Raw genomic sequence first — 22420 nt, 5'->3', positions numbered from 1 at the left:
GTTCTTCGTTGGCGCTTATAAAAAGATGCCGCGGTTCTTCTCGACGGCTTCCTGGATGAAGGCCGCGACGACCTGCACCCGCCGCACGGCGCGCACCGAGTCGTGATAAACCAGCCAGTAGGCACGGCGGATCGGCATAGCTGCCGGTACCGGCACGAGGTCGGGATAGCGTCGGGCGATGAAGGTGTGGAGGATGCCGATGCCGGCATTGGCGCGTACGGCTTCCACCTGGCCTAGCGCCGATGAGATCGAAAACCGGGCCTGCCAGTCCGGCGTGATATCCGGCGCATAATCCAGGGACGGGCTGACGGTGAGATCGCCGACATAGCCGACCAGCCGATGCTGCAGGAGGTCAGGGATCGTCTGCGGCAGGCCATACTCCTTGGCGTAGACTTCGCCGGCATAAAGCTGCAGCGAGTAATCCACCAGCTTGCCGGCCACCAACCGCCCTTCCACCGGCCGATCAACTGTAATGGCAATGTCAGCCTCGCGCCGCGACAGGGAAAAGGATCGTGGCACGGGTACGAGTTGGATCTCCAGTTCGGGATGACGGCTGATTAACTCACCGAGATGCGAGGCGAGGAAGGCGACGCCGAAACCGTCCGGTGTGCCGATGCGCACCGGGCCCGCTACGGCCTCTTCCTCGCCCGACAATTCGGCGCGCGCGGCGATCAGGTCGGCTTCCATCCGCTCGGCCATGGCCAGGAAGCGCTCGCCGGCCGGCGTCAGAAGCGTACCTGTGGTGCCGCGGCGAAATAGCCGCGTTTTCGTGTCGCTTTCCAGAGCCGCGACCCGGCGTGAGACAGTCGCATGATTGATGCCTAGACGCTTCGCAGCACCAAGGATCTGCCCGGATCGCGCAACGGCCAGGAAGATGCGGATGTCGTCCCAGTTCATCGCATTGCGCCTCCGCCTTGCGCTGATTGTAGTACGAACAACACGACAACATCAATTCACGCACAACGGCTGCGTTTCCTCTCGCGTTGCGCGCGCGGCGTGAGCGGGGCAAAGTGGGCCATCATCGCTCCAAGGTGAAAACAGGGAGAAGAGCATTGGATCAGGTCGGACATTTCATCGGCGGCAAGCATGTCGCTTCCACCAGCGGTCGCAGCCAGGACATCATGCAGCCGATGGACGGCACGGTGCGCGGCCAGGTTGCGCTCGGAACGGTAGCTGAGCTGCGCCAGGCGGTCGAAAACGCGAAGGCCGCACAGCCGGCCTGGGCCGCCACCAATCCGCAGCGCCGCGTGCGCGTGCTGATGAAGTTCCTGCAGCTGGTCGAACGCGACTACAACGAGCTGGCCGAGCTGCTGGCGCGCGAACATGGCAAGACCATTCCGGACGCCAAGGGCGACATTCAGCGCGGCCTCGAAGTGGTGGAAGTCTGCATCGGCGCGCCGCATCTGATGAAGGGCGAGTTCACGGACGGCGCCGGCCCTGGCATCGACGTTTATTCCATGCGCCAGCCGCTCGGCGTGGTTGCCGGCATTACGCCGTTCAACTTCCCGGCCATGATCCCCCTGTGGAAGATCGCGCCGGCAATCGCCTGCGGCAACGCTTTCATCCTCAAGCCGTCCGAGCGTGATCCGGGCGTGCCGATGAAGATCGCCGAACTGTTCCTCGAAGCAGGCCTGCCGGCCGGCATTCTCAATGTCGTCAATGGCGACAAGGAGATCGTGGACGCGATCCTCGATGATCCCGACATCAAGGCCATCGGCTTCGTGGGTTCGACGCCGATCGCGCAATACATCTATTCGCGTGCCACCGCGAACGGCAAGCGCGCCCAGTGCTTCGGCGGCGCCAAGAACCACATGATCATCATGCCGGATGCCGACATGGACCAGACGGTCGATGCGCTGATCGGCGCGGGCTACGGTTCCGCCGGCGAGCGCTGCATGGCGATCTCGGTTGCGGTTCCCGTCGGCAAGGAAACGGCCGATCGCCTGATCGAAAAGTTGGTTCCGCGCGTGGAAAGCCTCAAGGTCGGCCCATCCACCGATCCGACCGCCGATTACGGCCCGCTCGTGACGCAAGCTGCTCTGGATCGCGTGCGCGGCTATGTCGACACTGGCGTCAAGGAAGGTGCCAAGCTTGTGGTCGACGGCCGTGGCTTCACCATGCAGGGCTACGAGAACGGCTATTACATGGGCGGCTGCCTGTTCGACGACGTGAAGCCGGACATGAAGATCTACAAGGAAGAGATTTTCGGCCCCGTTCTGTCTGTGGTGCGAGCGGCCAATTACGAGGAAGCGCTCAAGCTGCCGAACGAGCATGAATATGGCAACGGCGTTGCGATCTTCACCCGCGACGGCGATGCGGCCCGCGACTTCGCATCCCGCGTTCAGGTTGGCATGGTCGGCATCAACGTGCCAATCCCCGTGCCAATCGCCTACTACACCTTTGGCGGCTGGAAGGGTTCGGGCTTCGGCGATCTGAACCAGCACGGCTCAGACGCGTTCCGCTTCTACACCAAGACTAAGACGGTAACCTCGCGCTGGCCGTCCGGCGTCAAGGACGGTGCGGAGTTCGTGATCCCGACCATGAACTAGTCGAAATTATCGTTACTTTTATGAAAAGGCGGCGCTTCGGTGCCGCCTTTTTAGTTCCGTCAAGCGCCATTAACACTCTTCACAAAAACGTGATGCAACAAGGTTAACCCTGGAATCTTATTAGGTCATCGCAGCGCACGAACACGGAAGCAGCGGCGAACAAGAGAATTCCAGACCGGCGCGAGCAACTGAGAAGCATAGCTTCCTGATGTTGGCGAAGCTCTCAAGGAGAAGACCATGATCCGCATCGCAACTCTTCTTGCCCCCGTCGCCATTGCCGGCCTGTTCGCCACCGTTCCGGCCATCCACGCTGAGCAGGCTGCACCCGTTCAGCAGACAGCTGCTGCACAGCTCGCGTCGTCCACCATGGACCAGATGAACACCTGCGGCGCACGCAACGAAATCGTGCAGAAGCTGTCGGCTCAGTTCAAGGAAGCTCCGCAGTCGGTCGGAGTTGTCGATCAGAGCGCGGTGCTGGAAGTCTTTGTGTCGGATGCAGGCACCTGGACAATCCTTGCTACCGGTACGGACGGCAACTCGTGCATCCTCTCGGCCGGTGACGGCTGGCAGAGCCGCGGCAACATCGGCCCAAGCGCATAAGCTTCCGCTGTCTTAGATGGCGACTGCATCCAGCGGCCGAACCACTTCATTATCTGACCTGACCGAGACGCCGGGCTGCAAAGCTTCGGCGTCTTTGCGTAGCATATCCATCAATCGCTGCATCGCATCGGCTGCGGCATCCGCATCGCCGCGCAAGACGGCCTCGATTACCGTGATGTGCCGATTGGCCGCTTGCGCCAGGCCACTGCCGCGCCGATAACGATACCAGAAGCGGCGGCTGTGGGTTTGCAGCGGTGCTGCCACCCGCACGGCGAACGGATTGTCGGACGCAAAAGCCAGTGCTTCATCCCATGCCTTGTCGGCAGCAAGAAACGCCTTGTCGTCATTCTCCGCCGCAGCCGCATACATGGCCTCCGACGCCTGCAAGAAGGGTCGGCGCGCTTCCGGCGTGATCGACAAGGCGGCCGAGCGCGCCAGCACGATCTCAATCCCCTGCCGCGCATCCATGACCTTGGACCAACCGCCGGCATCAAGCGGCGCAACAAGCAGGCCGGTGCGTGGCCGCACGATCAGGAACCCTTCCCACGCCAGCCGCTGGATCGCCTCGCGTACAGGGGTGCGGCCAAGCCCCACGCGTTCCAGCAAGATGCTTTCGGTTGTCGTGCTGCCCGGCTCGAGTGCCAGGGTGACGATCATCTCTTCAAGCGCATGATACGCCCGAACGGCTACGGGAACGTCAGAGGTCAGATTCATGCTACGTTGATATATCACTGATTGACAAAAGCCAAGACAGGCTTTAAGCCGGCTGTCAGCTGATATATCACTGGAGCAGATATTATGTGGTCTGGCGTTTTTCCTGCCGTAACAACCAAGTTCACCGTGGATGACGAACTCGACCACGCCGAAATGGAACGCTGCTTCGCGCTCCAGATGGAAGCCGGCTGCGACGGCATCATCGTTGCCGGTTCGCTGGGCGAAGGCCCGATGCTGAGCCATGACGAAAAGCTGACGGTGCTGAAGATCGCGCAAGATGCGGCAGCGGGTAAACCGGTGCTCATGACGGTCAACGAGGCCGGCACCCGCGAAGCCGAACAGCTCGGCAAGCGTGCCGCACAGGCTGGCGCCTCCGGCCTGATGGTGGTTCCAAGCCCAATCTACCACACCAATCCGGATGAAACGGTTGCCGCCATGTCGGCCGTTGCCGCTGCCGCCGATTTGCCGGTGATGATCTACTCCAACCGCGTTGCCTACCGTGTTGACGTGACGCTGGAGATCATGGAGCGCCTCGGCGCCGACGAGCGCTTCGTGGCGATCAAGGAATCGTCCGACGACATTCGCCGCACCACTGAGATCATCAACACCTTCGGCGACCGCTTCGATCTGTTCACCGGCGTCGACAACCTCGCTTTCGAAGCGCTGTCGGTTGGCGCGATCGGCTGGGTTGCCGGTCTCGTTACCGCCTTCCCGCGCGAAACTGTGGCGATCTACCAGCTGATGAAGCAGGGGCGCCGCGACGAAGCGCTGTCGATCTATCGCTGGTTCCGCCCGCTGCTGGATCTCGACGTGTCCACCTATCTCGTTCAGAACATCAAGCTGGCCGAAGTGCACGCAATCGATACCAATGATCGCGTACGCCGTCCGCGCCAGCCTCTGTCGGGCGAGCGTCGCGCATCGGTCGAAAAGATCATCACCGACGCGCTCGCCGTCCGCCCGACGCTGCCGAGCTTCTGACCAAAACGAGGATCTGACCCGATGACCACCGCGCCTGACGATATCGCAATCATCGGCGCGGGCATCATCGGCATCTGTACGGCGGCCATTCTCGCGGAAGCGGGCTTGGCCGTCACGGTCTATGACCGCACCGGCATCTGCGAAGAAACGAGTTCCGGCAACGCCGCCGCCTTCGCCTTCTCGGACGTTCTGCCGCTGGCGCAAAAGGGCATGCTGCGCAATCTGCCGCGTTGGCTGCGCGACCCGCTCGGGCCCCTGTCCATTCCGCCTGCCTACTTGCCTGCCCTCATGCCATGGCTGTGGCGCTTTCATCGCTCCAGTGGCGCGCGCCATTATGAAACCGCGCTCAAGGCCCAAGCCGGTTTGATGCGGCTGGCCGAGCGCGAATGGCTGGCGCTGATGCAGCGCTCGAACACGCGCTCCATGCTGCGCGAAGACGGCTCGCTGGAACTGTATCGCGACCAGGCCGAGTTCGCCGCTTCCCTGCCCGGCTGGGATGCGCGCGATCGCTTCGGCATCACCTTCCGCCATGTTGAAGGCGCAGATCTGGCCGAGCTTCAGCCCGGCCTGTCGCGCGAATTCATCAAGGGCACCTTCGTGCCGGACTGGAAAACGGTCTCCGACCCCAAGCTGCTCGGCAAGGCGATCTGGGCCTATGCGGAAAGCCGCGGCGCGCGCTTCGTTCAAGCCGGCGTACGGGCGGTGGGCTCGGGTAACACCATCCAGATCGACCTCGACACCGGCGAAACGCGCCGCGCAAAACGGCTGGTCATCGCCGCCGGCGCCTGGTCGCACAGACTTGCCGGTAACTTAGGCGACCGTATCCCGCTGGAAACCGAGCGCGGCTACAACACGACGCTCCCCACCACGGCCTTCGACGTGAAGCGGCAGCTGATCTTTTCCGGCGACGGCTTCGTCATCACCCCGCTTGAAACCGGCCTGCGGGTCGGCGGCGCGGTGGAACTGGCCGGTCTTGTGCGCCCCGCCAATTACGAGCGCTCGAAAGCCATGCTGACCAAGGCGCAGCGCTTCCTGCCCGGCCTCGATCCATCGGGAGGGCGCGAATGGATGGGTTATCGTCCTTCCATGCCGGACTCGCTGCCGGTGATCAGCCGTGCGCGCGCCAACAATGTCTTCTATGCTTTCGGCCACGGCCATCTCGGCCTGACCCAGGCCGCCGCCACCGGCAGCCTCATTCGCGATCTTGTTCTCGACCAAACGCCTTCGCTCGACCTCAACCCTTTTCGTGCCGACCGCTTCTAGGATCCACCCATGGCTCGCCACACCTTTTCCTGCATCGATGGTCACACCTGCGGCAATCCCGTGCGCCTCGTGTCCGGCGGCGCTCCGCTTCTGCACGGCAACACGATGCTGGAGCGTCGCGCGCACTTCCTTGCCGAGTATGACTGGATCCGCACCGGCCTGATGTTCGAGCCGCGCGGTCATGACGTGATGTCGGGCTCCATCCTCTATCCGCCGACGCGCGAGGATTGCGACATCGCCATCTTGTTCATCGAAACCTCCGGCTGCCTGCCGATGTGCGGCCATGGCACGATCGGCACCGTGACGATGGCGATCGAGCAGGGCTTGGTGAAGCCGAAGACGCCGGGCGTGCTGCGCCTCGACACGCCGGCCGGCCTGGTGATCGCCGAGTACCGTCAGGAAGGCGATTACGTCGAAGAAGTGCGCATCACCAATGTGCCGTCCTTCCTTTACGCCGAAGGCCTCGCGGTGGATTGCCCGGGCCTGGGCGAGATCACCGTCGACATCGCCTATGGCGGCAATTTCTACGCCATCGTCGACCGCCAAGAAAACTACCGCGACATGGCCGATTACTCGGCCGGCGAGCTGATCGCCATGAGCCCGGTTGTGCGCCAGCGCCTCAACGAACGCTACCAGTTCGTGCATCCCGGCAATCCCGATATTTCTGGCCTGCGCCACATCCAATGGACCGGCGCGCCCACGATAGAAGGCGCCGATGGCCGCAATGCCGTGTTCTATGGCGACAAGGCCATCGACCGCTCGCCCTGTGGCACCGGCACTTCCGCGCGCATGGCGCAGCTGCACGGCAAGGGGAAGCTGAAGGTCGGTGAGAGCTTTGCGCATGAATCGATCATCGGCTCGATCTTCAACGGCCGCGTCGAAATGGAAACCGAAGTTGCCGGCACGCCTGCCATCATCCCGTCGATCGGCGGCTGGGCGCGGCAGACCGGCTTCAACACCATCTTCATCGACGACCGCGACCCATTCCGCCACGGCTTTTCCGTGTAGGCATGACAGCATGTCGTAAGGGAAGGAGAATGTGGCGAAAAAAAGCGATGACTCTGATTTGGGCCAATGCTAGCCAGATGATGGTCCACTTCGACAGGGGGCAGGCCTCTTACGCGGCCTTCTCATCCTCGCGAAGCTAGACGATGGGCGTAGAAGTTAGGCGTTGCATTCGCAAGCCAAGCGGCTACGACTTCAGGGGGTAACTAGAAGAATGCGCGGCGTTGCCGCTCGCGACATTCTCGGGGAGCGCGACTTAAAGCATGCAGTATTTTATCCAGCAGCTTATCAACGGGCTGACGCTGGGATCGATCTATGGCCTGATCGCGATCGGCTATACGATGGTCTACGGCATCATCGGCATGATCAATTTTGCCCATGGTGACATCTTCATGATCGGTGCTTTCACCGCGCTGATCGTGTTCCTCATCCTCTCGGCGATCTTCTATTCGGTGCCGGTTGTGGTCGCGCTTCTGATCATGATGGTCGTCGCGATGATCATGACCAGCCTTTACAACTGGACGATCGAGAAGGTCGCCTACCGCCCGCTGCGCGGCTCCTTCCGCCTCGCACCGCTGATCACCGCCATCGGCATGTCGATCGCGCTGTCGAACTTCGTTCAGGTGACGCAGGGCCCGCGCAACAAGCCGATCCCGCCGCTGGTCACCGACGTTTACAACGTCTACGGCATCTCGATTTCGCTGAAGCAGATCGTGATCGCGGTGGTCACGATCGTGCTGCTCACTTTGTTCTGGTACCTCGTCAACAAGACCTCGCTTGGCCGCGCTCAGCGCGCCTGTGAGCAGGATCGCAAGATGGCGGCGCTGCTCGGCGTCGATGTCGACCGTACCATCTCCATCACCTTCATCATGGGCGCCTCGCTCGCCGCCGTCGCCGGCACGCTGTTCCTGATGTATTACGGCGTTGTCGCCTTCTCCGATGGTTTCGTACCGGGCGTGAAAGCCTTCACCGCAGCCGTTCTCGGCGGCATTGGCTCGATCCCGGGCGCCGTGCTCGGCGGCTTGCTGATCGGCCTGATCGAGTCGCTGTGGTCGGCCTATTTCTCCATCGACTACAAGGACGTGGCGGCCTTCTCGATCCTCGCCATCGTGCTGATCTTCCTGCCCTCTGGCCTGCTTGGCCGGCCGGAAGTGGAAAAGGTCTGAGACCATGACAGCGATCTCGGACAACACGGCGCGATCCACGTCGAGCCCCTATGGCGAAGCCATTCGCCAGGCCCTTTACGCGGCGCTCCTTTCCGCCGGCCTGTTCTTCTTCTTTATCGGCCTGGAAAGCACGCAGGACATTTCCAACCGGCTGATCCTGCGCAGCCATTGGGGCGTGCTGGCGACCGTTGTGGCACTCGTCGCGATCGGCCGCTTCGCGTTCATCGCCTTCGTGCTTCCGGCCGTCGACCGCCGCCGCGCCAATCGTGGACCGATCGCCGTCGTGGCCGAGAAGGACCAGTCCTTCCTGCGCCGCCACCGCTTCAAGATCATGATCGCGCTGCTGGTTCTGTATCCCGTGATCATCGTATCGACAGTGGGCATGCAGGGCTCGCTGAAATGGGTCAACAATTTCGGCGTCCAGGTCCTGATCTACGTAATGCTGGCCTGGGGTTTGAACATCGTGGTCGGCCTCGCCGGCCTGCTCGATCTCGGTTATGTCGCCTTTTATGCCGTGGGCGCTTATGCCTATGCGCTGCTCGGCACGCATTTCGGCCTGTCCTTCTGGATCCTGCTGCCGGCCGCCGGCATCATGGCGGCCTTCTGGGGCGTGCTGCTCGGCTTTCCCGTGTTGCGACTACGTGGCGATTATCTTGCCATCGTGACGCTGGCCTTCGGCGAAATCATCCGCCTTGTGCTGATCAACTGGCGCGACGTGACCAAGGGCTCGGCCGGCATTTCCGGCATTCCGAAGATCACCTTCTTCGGCTGGTTCGACTTCAACGTGTCGTCGCCGAACTATATTGGCAAGGTCTTCGATATCCCGACCTCCGGCGCATATTACACCATCTTCCTGTACTACCTGATCCTTGCCCTCGCGCTGCTGACGGCTTTCGTCACCATCCGTCTGCGCCGTTTGCCGGTGGGTCGTGCCTGGGAAGCGCTGCGTGAAGACGAGATCGCCTGCCGGTCGCTCGGCATCAACACCACCAACACCAAGCTGACCGCTTTTGCGATCGGCGCGATGTTCGGCGGCTTTGCCGGCGCCTTCTTTGCGGCACGCCAGGGCTTCATCAACCCGGAAAGCTTCGTGTTCCTGCAGTCCGCCATCATCCTGGCTATCGTGGTTCTGGGTGGCATGGGCTCGCTGTCAGGCATCGCCATCGCCGCGCTGGTGATGATCGGCGGCATGGAAATCCTGCGCGAAATGCAGTTCCTGAAACTGGTGTTCGGCCAGAACTTCACGCCCGAACTCTACCGCATGCTCCTGTTCGGCATTGCCATGGTTGTTGTCATGGTCTGGAAGCCGCGCGGATTTGTCGGCAGCCGAGAACCCACCGCCTACCTCAAGGAAGCGCGCGCCGTGTCCTCGACGTTCACCAAGGAAGGCCACGGCTGATGGCTGGCACAAACCTTCAGACCCCGATCCTCCAGGTCGATCATCTTTCGATGAAGTTCGGCGGCCTGGTTGCCATCGGCGACCTTTCCTTCACCGCCCCGCGCGGCGAAATCACCGCCCTGATCGGCCCCAACGGCGCCGGCAAGACCACCGTGTTCAACTGCATCACCGGCTTCTACAAGCCGACCGAAGGCATGATCACGATGACCCGTGCGTCCGGCGAAAAGTTCCTTCTGGAGCGGATGCCGGACTTCCAGATCACGGCCAAAGCAAAGGTCGCGCGCACCTTCCAGAACATCCGCCTGTTTTCCGGCATGACCGTGCTGGAAAACCTCCTGGTGGCGCAGCACAACGCCCTGATGCGGGCGTCCGGCTTCACCGTTCTCGGCTTGCTGGGCTTGGGCGGCTACAAGGATGCCAGCCGCGCTTCGATCGAAAAGGCCGTTTACTGGCTGGAAAAGGCCGATCTCATGGATCGCGCCGATGATCCGGCCGGTGACCTGTCTTATGGCGCACAACGACGCCTCGAAATTGCGCGCGCCATGTGCACCGGTCCCGAACTGCTGTGCCTCGACGAGCCTGCTGCCGGTTTGAACCCCAAGGAGTCGCTTGCGCTCAACGAGCTGCTGCTCGGCATCCGGCGCGACAGCGGCACCTCGATCCTGCTGATTGAGCACGACATGGCCGTGGTGATGGAAATTTCCGACCACGTCGTGGTGCTCGAATATGGGCGCAAGATCTCCGACGGCAGCCCGGCTTCGGTGCGCAGCGATCCCAAGGTCATTGCCGCCTATCTCGGCGTCGATGACGAAGAAGTCGGTGACGTCCTGGTGGAAGTCGGCGATACCAGCGTCATCGAAGAACTGGATGGTGTTGCGCCCGTCGCCCAGGGTCCGGCCGAAACCTCCTCCATGTTCGAAGGCCCGATCGCGGATACGGTCGAGGAAGCCGGCGGCGAGACCATCGTGCCCGCATCTCCCGCCGCCTCTAAGGCGGCGCAGGTTGAGGCTGAAACTGCCGCGATGTCTCCCGTCGAACCAAAAGGCCCAGCACAATGACGGGACAAACACCGCTTCTGGCCGTCGAGAAGGTCGAAACCTTCTACGGCAACATTCGCGCGCTGAATGGCGTCGACGTTTCGGTCAACCAAGGCGAGATCGTTGCGCTGATCGGCGCCAACGGTGCCGGCAAGTCGACCTTGATGATGACGATCTGCGGCGCCCCGCATGCGCGCGCCGGCCGCATCACCTTCGACGGCACTGACATAACCGCCATGCCGACGCATGAGATCGCCCGGCTACGCATCGCCCAGTCTCCGGAAGGCCGCCGCATCTTTCCGCGCATGAGCGTGCGCGAAAACCTGCAAATGGGCGCCAGCCTCGACAACATGCAGTATTTCGACCAGGACGTGGAAAAGGTCTTCGCCCTGTTTCCGCGCCTGAAAGAGCGTATCGACCAGCGCGGCGGCACGCTGTCGGGTGGCGAACAGCAGATGCTGTCCATCGGTCGCGCACTGATGGCACGTCCCAAGCTGCTGCTGCTCGATGAACCGTCGCTTGGTCTGGCACCCCTGATCGTGAAGCAGATCTTCGACGCCATTCGCGAACTCAACCGCACCGAAGGCCTGACCGTCTTCCTCGTGGAACAGAACGCCTTCGGCGCGCTGAAGCTCGCGCATCGCGGTTATGTCATGGTCAATGGGGCGGTCACGATGTCGGGCAGCGGACGCGATCTGCTCGCCAATCCGGAAGTCCGCGCCGCCTATCTCGAAGGCGGGCGGCATTGATGCAGGAGACGATGTCGTGAGCGGTTTCCTTTACGAAGAAGCCAATATCTGGGAGTTCTTCTTCATCACCTTCATTCTGGGCGGCTGGGCTGCCTGGATGACAGGGCGCGCCTGCGCCAAGACCTGGCGGTCTTACCTGTCGCTGTTCTTCTCGCTGCTGGCTTTGGGCGTCGCGGTTCGCTTCATTCATCATGCGTTGTTTGAAGGCACGATGTTTTCGCTCCACTACTACCTCGTGGATACGATCATCCTGATGGTCTTCGGCTTTGTCGGCTATCGTTATACCCGCACCAACCAGATGGTGCGCCAATATGGCTGGCTTTATGAAAAAGGATCACCCCTGTCCTGGAAGGCGCGTTCCTGAGCTTTGGGCCTGATCTTCACCATTCCCGCCGAGACACTTTGAATCGGCGTGACAACTGCCTGAAAATGGGCAAACTTTACTTTCTGCGAGGGGTGGGCATCGCACGGAAGTTTCATCCAGGCCTGCTTATACGAATGGGAGTGCACTCATGAAGAAGTCTCTGTTATCAGCAGTCGCCTTGACCGCGCTTGTCGCGTTCAGCGGCAGTGCCTTTGCGGACGTCCTGCTGGGCGTCGGCGGTCCGATCACCGGCCCGAACGCCGCTTTCGGCGCACAGTTGCAGAAGGGCGCCGAGCAGGCTGTTGCCGACATCAACGCAGCCGGCGGCATCAACGGCGAAAAGATCACCGTCACGGTCGGCGATGACGCATCCGATCCGACGCAGGGCGTTTCGGTCGCCAACAAGTTCGCTGCCGATGGCGTGAAGTTCGTAGTCGGCCACTTCAACTCGGGCGTGTCGATCCCGGCTTCGGAAGTTTATGCCGAAAACGGCATCGTGGAAGTCACCCCTGCCGCAACCAACCCGGTCTTCACCGAGCGCGGTTTGTGGAACACGTTCCGCGTTTGCGGTCGTGACGACCAGCAGGGCATCGTTGCCGGCAAGTACATTGCCGAGAACTTCAAGGACGCCAAGGTTGCCGTGATCCACGACAAGACGCCTTATGGCCAGGGTCTTGCCGACGAAACCAAGAAGGCGCTCAACGAAGCCGGCGTGACGGAAGTCATGTATGAAGGCGTGAACACCGGCGACAAGGACTTCTCGGCCCTGATCGCCAAGATGAAGCAGGCCAATGTCTCGCTCATCTACTGGGGCGGCCTCCACACTGAAGCCGGCCTGCTGATCCGCCAGACCGCTGACCAGGGCGTCAAGGCGCCGCTGTTCTCGGGCGACGGCATCGTGTCGAACGAACTCGCTTCGATCGCCGGCGACGCCGTGGTCGGCACCTACAACACGTTCGGCCCGGATCCGCGCAACAACCCGAACGCCAAGGACGTGGTCGAGAAGTTCCGCGCTGCCGGTTTCGAGCCTGAAGCCTACACGCTCTACGCTTATGCCTCGACGCAGATCATCGCGCAGGCCGCTGCTGCCGCCGGCTCGAACGATCCGGAAGCCGTTGCCAAGGCAATCCACGAGAAGGGTCCGTTCAAGACCGTTCTCGGCGAACTGTCCTTCAATGAAAAGGGCGATCGCACCGATGCCGACTACGTCGTGTATCAGTGGAAGAAGAGCGCCGACGGCAAGTACAACTACGAGCAGCTCTAAGCTCTCCAGCGCCTAAACCGCTTCGAAATGCCCGGTGCTCAGCGCCGGGCATTTTTCGTTTGTACGCGTGACGGTCAGGATTTTTGCGTCTGCAGCACGGCACTTGTTGCGCTGCATCATGATTTACGCAAACTTAGAACCGCCGCTCGTTAGCGGCAGGGAGAGAGCTTTGCCGATCAAGAAAATCCTCGTCGCCAACCGGTCCGAAATTGCCATCCGCGTGTTTCGCGCGGCCAACGAGTTGGGCATCGCCACCGTCGCGATCTGGGCGGAAGAAGACAAGTACTCCCTGCATCGCTTCAAGGCCGACGAAAGCTACCCGATCGGCCGTGGACCCCATCTGGCCAAGGATCTCGGGCCGATCGAGAGCTATCTGTCGATCGAGGAGGTGATCCGCGTCGCCAAGCTTTCGGGCGCTGATGCCATCCATCCCGGTTACGGCCTGCTTTCGGAAAGCCCGGAATTCGCTGATGCCTGCGCGGAGGCCGGCATCACCTTTATCGGGCCAAAGCCAGACACGATGCGCCGTCTCGGCAACAAGGTCGCCGCACGCAATCTGGCGATCGAGGTCGGCGTGCCGGTGGTGCCGGCCACCGAGCCCCTGCCCGACGACATGGAAGCGGTGAAGACGCTTGCGGCTGGCATCGGCTATCCCGTCATGCTGAAGGCCTCCTGGGGCGGCGGCGGACGCGGCATGCGCGCCATCCGTGCCGAGGCCGATCTCGCCCGCGAGGTCACCGAAGCCAAGCGCGAAGCCAAGGCTGCCTTCGGCAAGGACGAAGTCTATCTCGAAAAGCTGGTGGAGCGCGCCCGCCATGTCGAGGTGCAGGTGCTTGGCGACACCCACGGCAACACCGTACATCTGTTCGAGCGCGACTGCTCCATCCAGCGTCGCAACCAGAAAGTCGTGGAACGCGCGCCCGCACCCTATCTCGACGACGCGCAACGCGCCGAGCTCTGCGGCTATGCGCTGAAGATCGCCGACGCCACCGATTATGTCGGCGCCGGCACGGTCGAGTTCCTCATGGATGCCGACACCGGCAAGTTCTATTTCATCGAGGTCAACCCACGCATCCAGGTCGAGCATACCGTGACCGAACAGGTCACCGGCATCGACATCGTCAAGGCGCAGATCCACATTCTGGAAGGCGCTGCGATCGGCACTGTTGAGAGCGGCGTTCCGGCGCAAAGCGACATCCGGCTCAACGGCCACGCCCTGCAATGCCGCATCACCACCGAAGACCCCGAACAGAATTTCATCCCGGATTACGGCCGCATCACCGCCTATCGCGGCGCCACCGGCTTCGGCATCCGCCTCGATGGCGGCACGGCCTATTCGGGTGCTGTGATCACACGCTTCTATGATCCGCTCTTGGAAAAGGTGACGGCCTGGGCGCCATCATCCGGCGAAGCGATCAAGCGCATGGAGCGTGCGCTGCGCGAGTTCCGCATTCGCGGCGTGGCGACCAACCTCACCTTCCTGGAAGCGATCATCACGCATCCCGCCTTCCACGATAACAGCTACACGACGCGCTTCATCGACACGACGCCGGAACTGTTTGCCAGCGTGAAGCGGCAGGACCGCGCCACCAAGCTGCTGACCTATCTTGCCGATGTCACGGTCAACGGCCATCCCGAAACCCGCGGCCGCCCCGGCCCACGCGCCGATATCGCAGCGCCGCGCGTGCCGCATTTCGACCGCGCGATCACCGACGGGACTAAGCAGACGCTCGACGCACTCGGCCCGGATGGCTTCGCCAAGTGGATGCGCGGTGAAAACCGCGTTCTCGTTACCGACACCACCATGCGCGACGGCCACCAGTCGCTGCTCGCCACCCGCATGCGCTCAGCAGACATCGTGTCGATCGCCGGCGCTTACGCCCGCGCTCTGCCCGAACTCCTGTCGCTGGAATGCTGGGGCGGTGCGACCTTCGACGTCGCAATGCGCTTCCTCACCGAAGATCCGTGGGAGCGGCTTGCCAGGATCCGCACGGCCGCGCCGAATATCCTCCTGCAGATGCTGCTGCGCGGCGCCAACGGCGTGGGCTACACCAACTATCCCGACAATGTCGTGCAGCATTTCGTGCACGAGGCCGCGAGCGGCGGCGTCGACCTGTTCCGCGTGTTCGACTGCTTGAACTGGGTCGATAATATGCGCGTCGCGATGGATGCCGTGCGCGCCGAGAACAAGCTGTGCGAAGCGGCGATCTGCTACACCGGCGACGTGCTCGACCCCGCCCGCGCCAAATACGACCTCAACTATTACACCGGTCTCGCCGCCGAACTGGAAAAAGCCGGCGCGCATATCATTGCCGTCAAGGACATGGCCGGCCTGCTGAAACCCGCCAGCGCGCGCGTGCTGTTCAAGGCGCTGCGCGAATCGACCGACCTGCCGATCCACTTCCACACGCATGACACCTCCGGCATTTCCGCCGCGACCGTGCTTGCGGCGGTTGAGACCGGCGTCGATGCGGTGGATGCCGCGATGGACGCGTTTTCCGGCAACACCTCGCAGCCCTGCCTCGGCTCGATCGTGGAGGCGCTGAAGGACACGGATCGCGAAACCGGCCTCGATCCGGCAGCGATCCGCCGCATTTCCTTCTATTGGGAAGCCGTGCGCAATCAGTATGCGGCCTTCGAAAGCGACCTCAAAGGGCCGGCTTCCGAGGTTTACCTGCATGAGATGCCGGGCGGCCAGTTCACCAACCTCAAGGAACAGGCGCGCTCGCTCGGGCTGGAAACTCGCTGGCACGAAGTGGCGCAGGCCTATCATGACGTGAATCTGATGTTCGGCGACATCGTCAAGGTCACGCCGTCGTCCAAGGTCGTGGGCGATATGGCGCTGATGATGGTGTCTCAGGACCTGACCGTCGCCGATGTCGAGAACCCCGCGCGGGATATCGCGTTCCCGGACTCGGTGGTGTCCATGCTGCGCGGCGATCTCGGCCAGTCGCCCGGCGGTTGGCCGGAAAGGCTGCAGAAGAAGGCGCTGAAGGGTGCCGCGCCGATCACCGATCGTCCCGGCGCGCTGCTCGAACCGGCAGATCTACCTTCTTTGCGCAAGGAACTCGAAGAGAAACTCGGCCGCGCGCCGACGGAGCAGGAGTTTGCTTCCTGGCTGATGTATCCGAAGGTGTTCCTCGACTTCGCCGCCGCGCAGGACACCTACGGCCCCGTCAGCGTTTTGCCGACGCCGACCTATTTCTACGGCATGCAGATGGAGGACGAGATCTTCGTCACGCTGGAAAAGGGCAAGACGCTGGTGATCCGCTGCCTTGGCGAAGGCGATGTCGATTCCAAGGGCAAGGCCACCGTCTTCTTCGAGCTCAACGGCCAGCCGCGCCGTATCAAGGTGCTCGATCGGGCGCGCGGTGCTGCCAACGGAACGGTACGGCGCAAGGTCGAGGCGGGCAACGACACCCAGGTCGGCGCGCCGATGCCCGGCGTGGTTTCGACGCTTGCCGTATCAACCGGACAGGCGGTGAAGGCCGGCGACGTGCTGTTGTCTATCGAGGCCATGAAGATGGAAACCGCCCTTCATGCCGAGCGCGACGGCACGGTGGCCGAAGTACTGGTCAAGGCCGGCGACCAGATCGACGCCAAGGATCTGCTGATCGTTTATAGCTGAATATCAGCCGGTCACGCGAAGTGACTGGCTGGCTCTGCGCCAACCTTGCTTGGTGCATTGACTTGCGCCCGCATCAATTTAGCTGTCGCTCCGCAGATGGAAGGGGCGGCAATGGCGATCACGACGGAAAACAGAGCGGCGGCACAGCGCGGCCGCTGGGCGGTCGCCGCCATGTTCTGCACCAACGGCTTCATCGTCGGCAGCTGGGCGCCGCAGATCCCACTGTTGCTGACACGGCTCGATATCCGCGAAGCAACGCTCGGCCTCTTGATCCTGGGCTTCGGCCTCGGCGCGCTGGTCGCCATGCCCTCCTGCGGCCTTCTCATTCCCCGCTACGGGTCGCAAAAAGTCCTCACCGCTTTTGCCGTTGCTTGCACGGCCGGTTTGCTGATCGTCATTGCCATGCCAAGTGTCTGGCTGGCAGCGCCCGCCATGGTTCTGTTCGGCGCCTTGGTCGGCGGCATGGATGTCGCGATGAACACCAATGCGGTGGCCGTTGAGCGCAAGCTCGGCAAGGCCATCATGTCGGCCTCGCACGGCTTCTGGAGCCTCGGCGGCTTTGCCGGCGGCGGCTTGGGCGGCCTGACGATCCAGCGTTTCGGCACCCTGCCTCATGCCATCATGGTCACGCTTATCACCCTGGTCGTGGTCTTCGCCGCGATCCGCTTTCTTGTCAGCGAGGACCAGCCGGCACCGGAAGCCAAGAGCCGGACCGGGTTTCCGCGTCAGCCCGCCATCTATATCGTCGGCCTCATCGCACTGTTTGCCATGATCCCGGAAGGCGCAATCCTCGATTGGGCCGCAATCTACCTGCGCCAGGAACGCAGCGCCGATATCGCCACGGCCGGCTTTGCCTTTGCCGCCTTTTCCGCGACCATGGCGACGATGCGCTTTCTTGGCGACATCGTGCGCAACCGCTTCGGCGCGGTGCTGACCCTGCGCGTGTCGAGCCTGATCGCGGCACTCGGCATCTTCGTGGCTGGCCTGTCGCCGACGCCGTGGCTCGCCATTGCAGCCTTCGCCTTTGCCGGTTTTGGCCTCGCCAACATCATCCCGATCGCCTTTTCGGCAGCCGGCAACCAGCCTGGAATTTCGTCGGCTGCCGGCATGAGCGTGGTGTCGACGCTCGGCTATTCCGGCATCCTCGTCGCCCCGTCTTTTATCGGCTTTATCGGCCAGAGCACCGGCTTCGCGCCGATCTATCTCGGCCTGTCGGTGTTGCTGGTGATCGTGTTCTTTGCCGCTCGCTTCGCGGCCTCGGCCGACGGCGCGCAATCTGGTCACTGAACGAAAAGCAAAAAGCCCGGCACGAAGGCCGGGCTTTGTCTTGTCTATGACTGGCTGCGTTTAAACGCGGCCCATCAGAACCAGGATCAGCAGCACCACCAGAATGACGCCGACGATGCCGGACGGACCGTAACCCCAGGCGCGCGAATGCGGCCAGCTTGGGATCGCGCCGATCAGGAGCAGCACGAGAATGATGATGAGGATGGTCGAAAGCGTCATCGCAGTTGCCTTTCACGAGACAGGATCAGATTGTGGCAAAAATGCGCAGGCGACCTATTGGTTCCTTCTAATATAACGGTGTCGTGAAGTAGGTGGCGAAGTTTCTCACTCAGCCGCCTTTGGATAAGGCAGCGATGGGCCGATCAGATCCTGATCCGAAGTCGGGGCTACAACCTCCGTCCGGTTGCGGCGGAAGATCCGCGCGAACCAGCTTGGCTTCTTCGCCCGGTTGTGTTCGCGAGTGAAAATCATCAGCATAGATGGCGTCACCACCAGCGTCAGAGCCGTTGCAAATGTCAGGCCGTAAACGATGGCCGACGACAGCGCGATCCACCACTGCGTGGACGGCGCGTTGATCGTGATCTCGTGATGGAAGATTTCGAGGCCAAGGCCAAAAGCGATCGGCAGCACGCCGAGAATGGCCGACGCCGCCGTCAGCACCACCGGGCGCGCCCGCTCGCGGCAGGTCTGCAGGATCGCATCGCGCTTGTCCCAGCCTTCCTCGCGCAGCCGATCATAGGTATCGATCAGCACGATGTTGTTGTTCACGACAACGCCGGCCAGCGCGATGAAGCCGATGCCCGACATGACGATCACGAAGGTCTGCCCGGTCAAGAGGATGCCGAGCAGCGCCCCGATCACCGCCATTACGACGCAGGACAGCACAAGGAACACGCTGGTGAACTTGTTGAACTGCGCAAGCAGCACCAGGAAGATCAGGAAGATGGCCGCGCCGAACGCGTTGACCAGGAAGGCGCCGGCCTCCGCGCTATCCTCGTTCGACCCGGCAAGCTTCCAGTCGATGCCGGGCTGCGCCATGTCGCCCACCACCTTTGCAACCGCCGCCTGCACTTCGGCAACCTGGAAGCCGGTGGCGACATTGGCCTGCACGGTGATCGTGCGCTTGCCGTCGATGCGGTTGAGGATGCCGACGGTCGGCTCGGCCTTGCGGGTAACAAAATTCGAGATCGGCACGGAACCCTGCGCCGTCTCGATCCGCAGATCGTCGAGCGCCAGCAGCGTGCGGCGATCTTCAGGCAGACGAAGGCGGATATCGACCGCGTCATCGGCGCCGGCTGGGCGATAATCGGTGAGCTTCAAACCGGTGGTGACAAGCTGCACCATGGTGCCCACCGAAATCGGCGAAATTCCATATTGCGCAGCCCTGGCGCGGTCGATCTCGAGCGCCCAGTCCACGCCTGGCGGCGGCAGACCGTTGGAAAGGTCGATGACGCCCGGCACCTGAGCAACCGCATCGGCAACCTTCTGCGCATAGGCGTTCAGGCCCGTTGGATCGGCTGCCGAGAGCTGCACCTGCACCGCCTTGCCGGTAGCCGGACCGGCATCGGGCACGCGCACCTCGACATCGACACCGGGAATGCCGGCCATGACCCCGCGCAGCTCGTCCAGGATTTCGTGCGCGGACTTGCGCTCGCGCCAATCGACGAACTCGTAGTTGATGACGCCGACGACGTCTTCCGGCACATCCTCGCCGCCGCGCGTCTTGCCGACCTTGGTCAGCACCGACTTGATACCGGGGAAGCCGAGCATCCGCTGCTCGGCGATGCGCGTCGCCGCGTCCATTTCGCCGAGCGAAAGATTGCCGCGTGCATGAACATAGAGCAGGCCGTAATCCGGCTCGACTGAGGGGAAGAACTCGACGCCGTTGCCGTATTTCACATAGGAGTAAAGGCCACCGGAGAGCAGCGCGACCGTCAGCACCAATGCGGTGATCGGGAAACGCACCGCCGTCTTCACGACGCCCATATAGAAGCCATCGCGCCCTTCGTGGTGCTCCTCTTTCGGCGCCTTGCCGATGATCGCGCCGATGGCGGGCGCAAACAGAAGCGCATAAGCCATGGACGCTGCCAGCGTCACGATCAGCGTGATCGGCAGATACTTCATGAAGTCGCCGACAATGCCGGGCCAGAACAGCAGCGGCGAGAAGGCCGCGATGCGCGTCAGCGTCGCGGCGATCACCGGGCCGGACATGCGCTTGGCCGCTTCTTCGAAAGCCTGCACCCGGTACACGCCCTCCGACATGCGCCGCTCGGCATATTCGGTGACGATGATCGCGTCATCGACCAGCATGCCGACCGCCAGGATCAGGCTGAACAGCACGATCATGTTGATCGTGTAGCCCATCAGCGCCAGCATCAAAATGCCGATCAGGAAGGACGACGGGATCGACAGGCCGATCAGCAGAGACGCGCGGCCCGACAGGGCATAGAGGATGACGATGAAGACCAGGATGACCGCGATCATCACATGGTTCTGCAGGTCGTTCAACAGCTGGTTGACGAAGGTGGACTTGTCCTGCGTGTAGGTCACCTGCAGGCCGGAAAGCGTTTGTTGGGTTTGGCTGACGAATTCGTTCGCCACCGCCTTCGAGCCCTCAATCGTCTCGACCACATTGGCGCCGATGCGCTTCTTGACCGCAATCGTGATGGCGCTCTTGCCGTCGATCCGCGCGATCGTTTCGGCATCCTCGAAGGTCGAGCGCACGGTGGCCAGGTCGCGTACGCGCACCACGGCATTGGCGCTGGCGACGACTGGCAGGTTGGCAACGTCTTCCGGCGTTTCGATCAGGGCGGGAACCTTGACCGCGTATTTGCCTTCGCTGCCCTCAATGGCACCGGCCGCAACCAGGCTGTTCGACTGGCCGATACCCTGGATCAACTGGTCGAGCCGCAACCCGTAGGAACTCAGCCGCACCGGATCGATGATCGCCTCGACCATCTCATCGCGCGAGCCCTGGATCTCGCCCTCCAGCACGCCCGGCACTTCCTCGATGCGGTCGCGCAGGGTCTTGGCGGCGGTTGCCAGCGCACGCTCGGGGATGTCGCCCGACAGCGTGACGAAGACCACCGGAAATTCGGAAAGGTTGACCTCGTTGACCGTCGGTTCCTCGACACCCGAAGGCAGATCGCGCTTGGCATCCTGAACCTTGTTGCGCGTGTCGATCAGCGCATCGCCCAGATCGATCGACGGATCGAATTCGACGATGACGTTGGCGCCGCCCTGAAAGGCGTTCGACTTCATCTCCTTGAGCCCCTTGAGGCTCTTGAGTTGTGACTCAACCGGCCTGAGCAGCAGGCGCTCAGCGTCTTCCGGCGAGATGCCCTGATAGATCAGGCTCACATACATGATGGGGATAGCGACGTCCGGCTCGGCTTCCTTCGGCACGGCGCGATAGGCCAGCGCGCCCGCGATCACCAGAAAGAGCAGGATCGACAGCGTCAGGCGGGCATTTCGGATGGCGATCGAGATGATGTCCATGGTCAGAGCGTCCCGCCGCCTGTGCCTTCCGCCAGCTTCTGGAGCGTTGCGGCATCGGCTTCAACCGGGTTGACCGTGTCGCCTTCCGTCACAAGGTCCTGCCCCGCAACGATCACGCGCGCATCGGCCGGAATGCCGCCAAGCACGAGGCCGCTCGGCGTGTCGTCAACGAGGTCGATCGTGTGAAACGCGACCTTGTTGTTCGGGTCGATCGTGCGGATGCCGAGCTCGCCGGTGCGCGAAAGCGTGACAACCGAACGCGGCAGGACGACGGCTTCAGCGGGCTGGACGCGCAGCGTAATTTCAGAAGTCATGCCAGCGGGAATAGCGCCATCGCCATTGGGGATCGCGACCTCGATGCGGAAGGTCCGGGTCTGAGCTGAGGATTCGCGGCTGATATAGCGGATGCTGCCTTTCACCTCACCGCCATTGATGAGGTGGACATCGGCCTCCGCGCCGAGGCGCAGATAGACGAGTTCGCGCTCATTGACCTCACCAACCGAAAGGATCGGATCGAGATTGAGCAGCGTCGCGACCTGCCCGCCTTGCGTCACCGAACTGCCGAGTTCGACATCCAGCCGGTCCACCACGCCGTCAAAGGGCGCACGCACTTCATTGCGCGACAGTTCCGCCTGCGCGGTTTCAAGCTGCGAGCGCGCTTGCGCCAGGGCAGCGCGCGAGGCGTCGATCTGCAGCCGCGCGAGATTGCCGGATTTGGCGAGGCTTTCGGACGCCGTGTTCTCGGCTTCACGTTGCGACAGCATCGCACGCGCCATCTCCACGCCAGCCGTCTTTTCTTCCGCCGCAAGTCTGAGAATGAGATCGCCGGCCTTGACCGTCTGGCCCTGTTCCACCGGCAGTTCGTCGATGATCCCGCCGACGCGCGTGGCCAGCAGCGCGCGCTTGTTGGCTTCGGTCA

General features: G+C 62.5%; 18 protein-coding genes. 13 read left to right on the top strand and 5 right to left on the bottom strand.

The window, feature by feature from the left end; all coding sequences use genetic code 11:
* Positions 1-15 precede the first annotated feature (15 nt).
* On the bottom strand, positions 16-897 hold the full coding sequence (locus RTX98_RS12915) for a LysR family transcriptional regulator (RefSeq protein ID WP_312797048.1): 882 nt from the start codon (positions 895-897) through the stop codon (positions 16-18).
* A gap of 155 nt (positions 898-1052) precedes the next feature.
* On the opposite strand from RTX98_RS12915, the gene RTX98_RS12910 reads away from it, so the two are divergent.
* Both RTX98_RS12910 and RTX98_RS12905 read left to right on the top strand, forming a co-directional pair.
* Entirely contained in the window at positions 1053-2549 is a 1497-nt protein-coding gene (locus RTX98_RS12910; protein WP_312797046.1) for a CoA-acylating methylmalonate-semialdehyde dehydrogenase, read from the top strand.
* A gap of 237 nt (positions 2550-2786) precedes the next feature.
* Positions 2787-3149 (top strand): hypothetical protein, encoded by a 363-nt coding sequence (locus RTX98_RS12905; RefSeq protein WP_312797045.1) that lies wholly within the window; start codon positions 2787-2789, stop codon positions 3147-3149.
* 12 nt (positions 3150-3161) lie between these two features.
* On the opposite strand, the gene RTX98_RS12900 is transcribed toward RTX98_RS12905, so the two are convergent.
* Entirely contained in the window at positions 3162-3863 is a 702-nt protein-coding gene (locus tag RTX98_RS12900; protein WP_312797044.1) for a GntR family transcriptional regulator, read from the bottom strand.
* An 84-nt stretch (positions 3864-3947) separates the two neighbouring features.
* Here RTX98_RS12900 and RTX98_RS12895 point away from each other — a divergent pair, with 84 nt between their 5' ends.
* The 11 genes from RTX98_RS12895 (at position 3948) to RTX98_RS12845 (ending at position 18003) form a co-directional block, all read left to right on the top strand.
* Positions 3948-4841 (top strand): dihydrodipicolinate synthase family protein, encoded by an 894-nt coding sequence (locus RTX98_RS12895; RefSeq protein WP_312797043.1) that lies wholly within the window; start codon positions 3948-3950, stop codon positions 4839-4841.
* 21 nt (positions 4842-4862) lie between these two features.
* A complete protein-coding gene (locus RTX98_RS12890; protein WP_312797041.1) occupies positions 4863-6104 on the top strand; it encodes an FAD-binding oxidoreductase in 1242 nt (413 codons plus the stop codon).
* 9 nt (positions 6105-6113) lie between these two features.
* A complete protein-coding gene (locus RTX98_RS12885; protein ID WP_312797039.1) occupies positions 6114-7112 on the top strand; it encodes a 4-hydroxyproline epimerase in 999 nt (332 codons plus the stop codon).
* A 260-nt stretch (positions 7113-7372) separates the two neighbouring features.
* The gene (locus RTX98_RS12880; protein WP_189504921.1) at positions 7373-8275 is read left to right on the top strand and encodes a branched-chain amino acid ABC transporter permease; all 903 of its coding nucleotides are present in this window, start codon (positions 7373-7375) and stop codon (positions 8273-8275) included.
* Positions 8276-8279: 4 nt separating this feature from the next.
* Positions 8280-9674 carry a high-affinity branched-chain amino acid ABC transporter permease LivM gene (livM, locus tag RTX98_RS12875; RefSeq protein WP_312797038.1) on the top strand — a complete coding sequence of 465 codons (1395 nt, stop codon included), beginning with the start codon at positions 8280-8282 and terminating at the stop codon, positions 9672-9674.
* Positions 9674-10732 (top strand): ABC transporter ATP-binding protein, encoded by a 1059-nt coding sequence (locus RTX98_RS12870; protein WP_312797036.1) that lies wholly within the window; start codon positions 9674-9676, stop codon positions 10730-10732. Before livM ends, RTX98_RS12870 begins: the two co-directional genes overlap by 1 nt.
* Positions 10729-11460 (top strand): ABC transporter ATP-binding protein, encoded by a 732-nt coding sequence (locus RTX98_RS12865; RefSeq protein ID WP_189504915.1) that lies wholly within the window; start codon positions 10729-10731, stop codon positions 11458-11460. Before RTX98_RS12870 ends, RTX98_RS12865 begins: the two co-directional genes overlap by 4 nt.
* A gap of 16 nt (positions 11461-11476) precedes the next feature.
* Positions 11477-11824 (top strand): DUF6867 family protein, encoded by a 348-nt coding sequence (locus tag RTX98_RS12860; RefSeq protein ID WP_189504913.1) that lies wholly within the window; start codon positions 11477-11479, stop codon positions 11822-11824.
* Positions 11825-11972: 148 nt separating this feature from the next.
* A complete protein-coding gene (locus tag RTX98_RS12855; RefSeq protein ID WP_312797032.1) occupies positions 11973-13088 on the top strand; it encodes a branched-chain amino acid ABC transporter substrate-binding protein in 1116 nt (371 codons plus the stop codon).
* A 169-nt stretch (positions 13089-13257) separates the two neighbouring features.
* Positions 13258-16716, top strand: a complete 3459-nt coding sequence (pyc, locus tag RTX98_RS12850; protein WP_312797031.1) for a pyruvate carboxylase — start codon at positions 13258-13260, stop codon at positions 16714-16716.
* A gap of 111 nt (positions 16717-16827) precedes the next feature.
* Positions 16828-18003 carry an MFS transporter gene (locus RTX98_RS12845; protein WP_312797029.1) on the top strand — a complete coding sequence of 392 codons (1176 nt, stop codon included), beginning with the start codon at positions 16828-16830 and terminating at the stop codon, positions 18001-18003.
* Positions 18004-18063: 60 nt separating this feature from the next.
* Here the strand turns inward: RTX98_RS12845 and RTX98_RS12840 are convergent, their stop codons facing one another.
* The 3 genes from RTX98_RS12840 to RTX98_RS12830 all read right to left on the bottom strand — a co-directional run.
* A complete protein-coding gene (locus tag RTX98_RS12840; RefSeq protein ID WP_312797027.1) occupies positions 18064-18222 on the bottom strand; it encodes a DUF3309 family protein in 159 nt (52 codons plus the stop codon).
* A gap of 105 nt (positions 18223-18327) precedes the next feature.
* Complete coding sequence (locus RTX98_RS12835; RefSeq protein WP_312797025.1) at positions 18328-21501, bottom strand: efflux RND transporter permease subunit; 3174 nt, start codon at positions 21499-21501, stop codon at positions 18328-18330.
* A gap of 2 nt (positions 21502-21503) precedes the next feature.
* Positions 21504-22420, bottom strand: a 917-nt coding sequence (locus RTX98_RS12830; RefSeq protein ID WP_312797024.1) for an efflux RND transporter periplasmic adaptor subunit, incomplete at its 5' end; no start/stop codon positions are given.

Source organism: Tianweitania sp. (assembly GCF_032053605.1).
Classification (GTDB): domain Bacteria; phylum Pseudomonadota; class Alphaproteobacteria; order Rhizobiales; family Rhizobiaceae; genus Tianweitania.
Note: the sequence above shows the minus strand (reverse complement) of the source record. Positions and strands in the feature narration are given on the sequence as shown.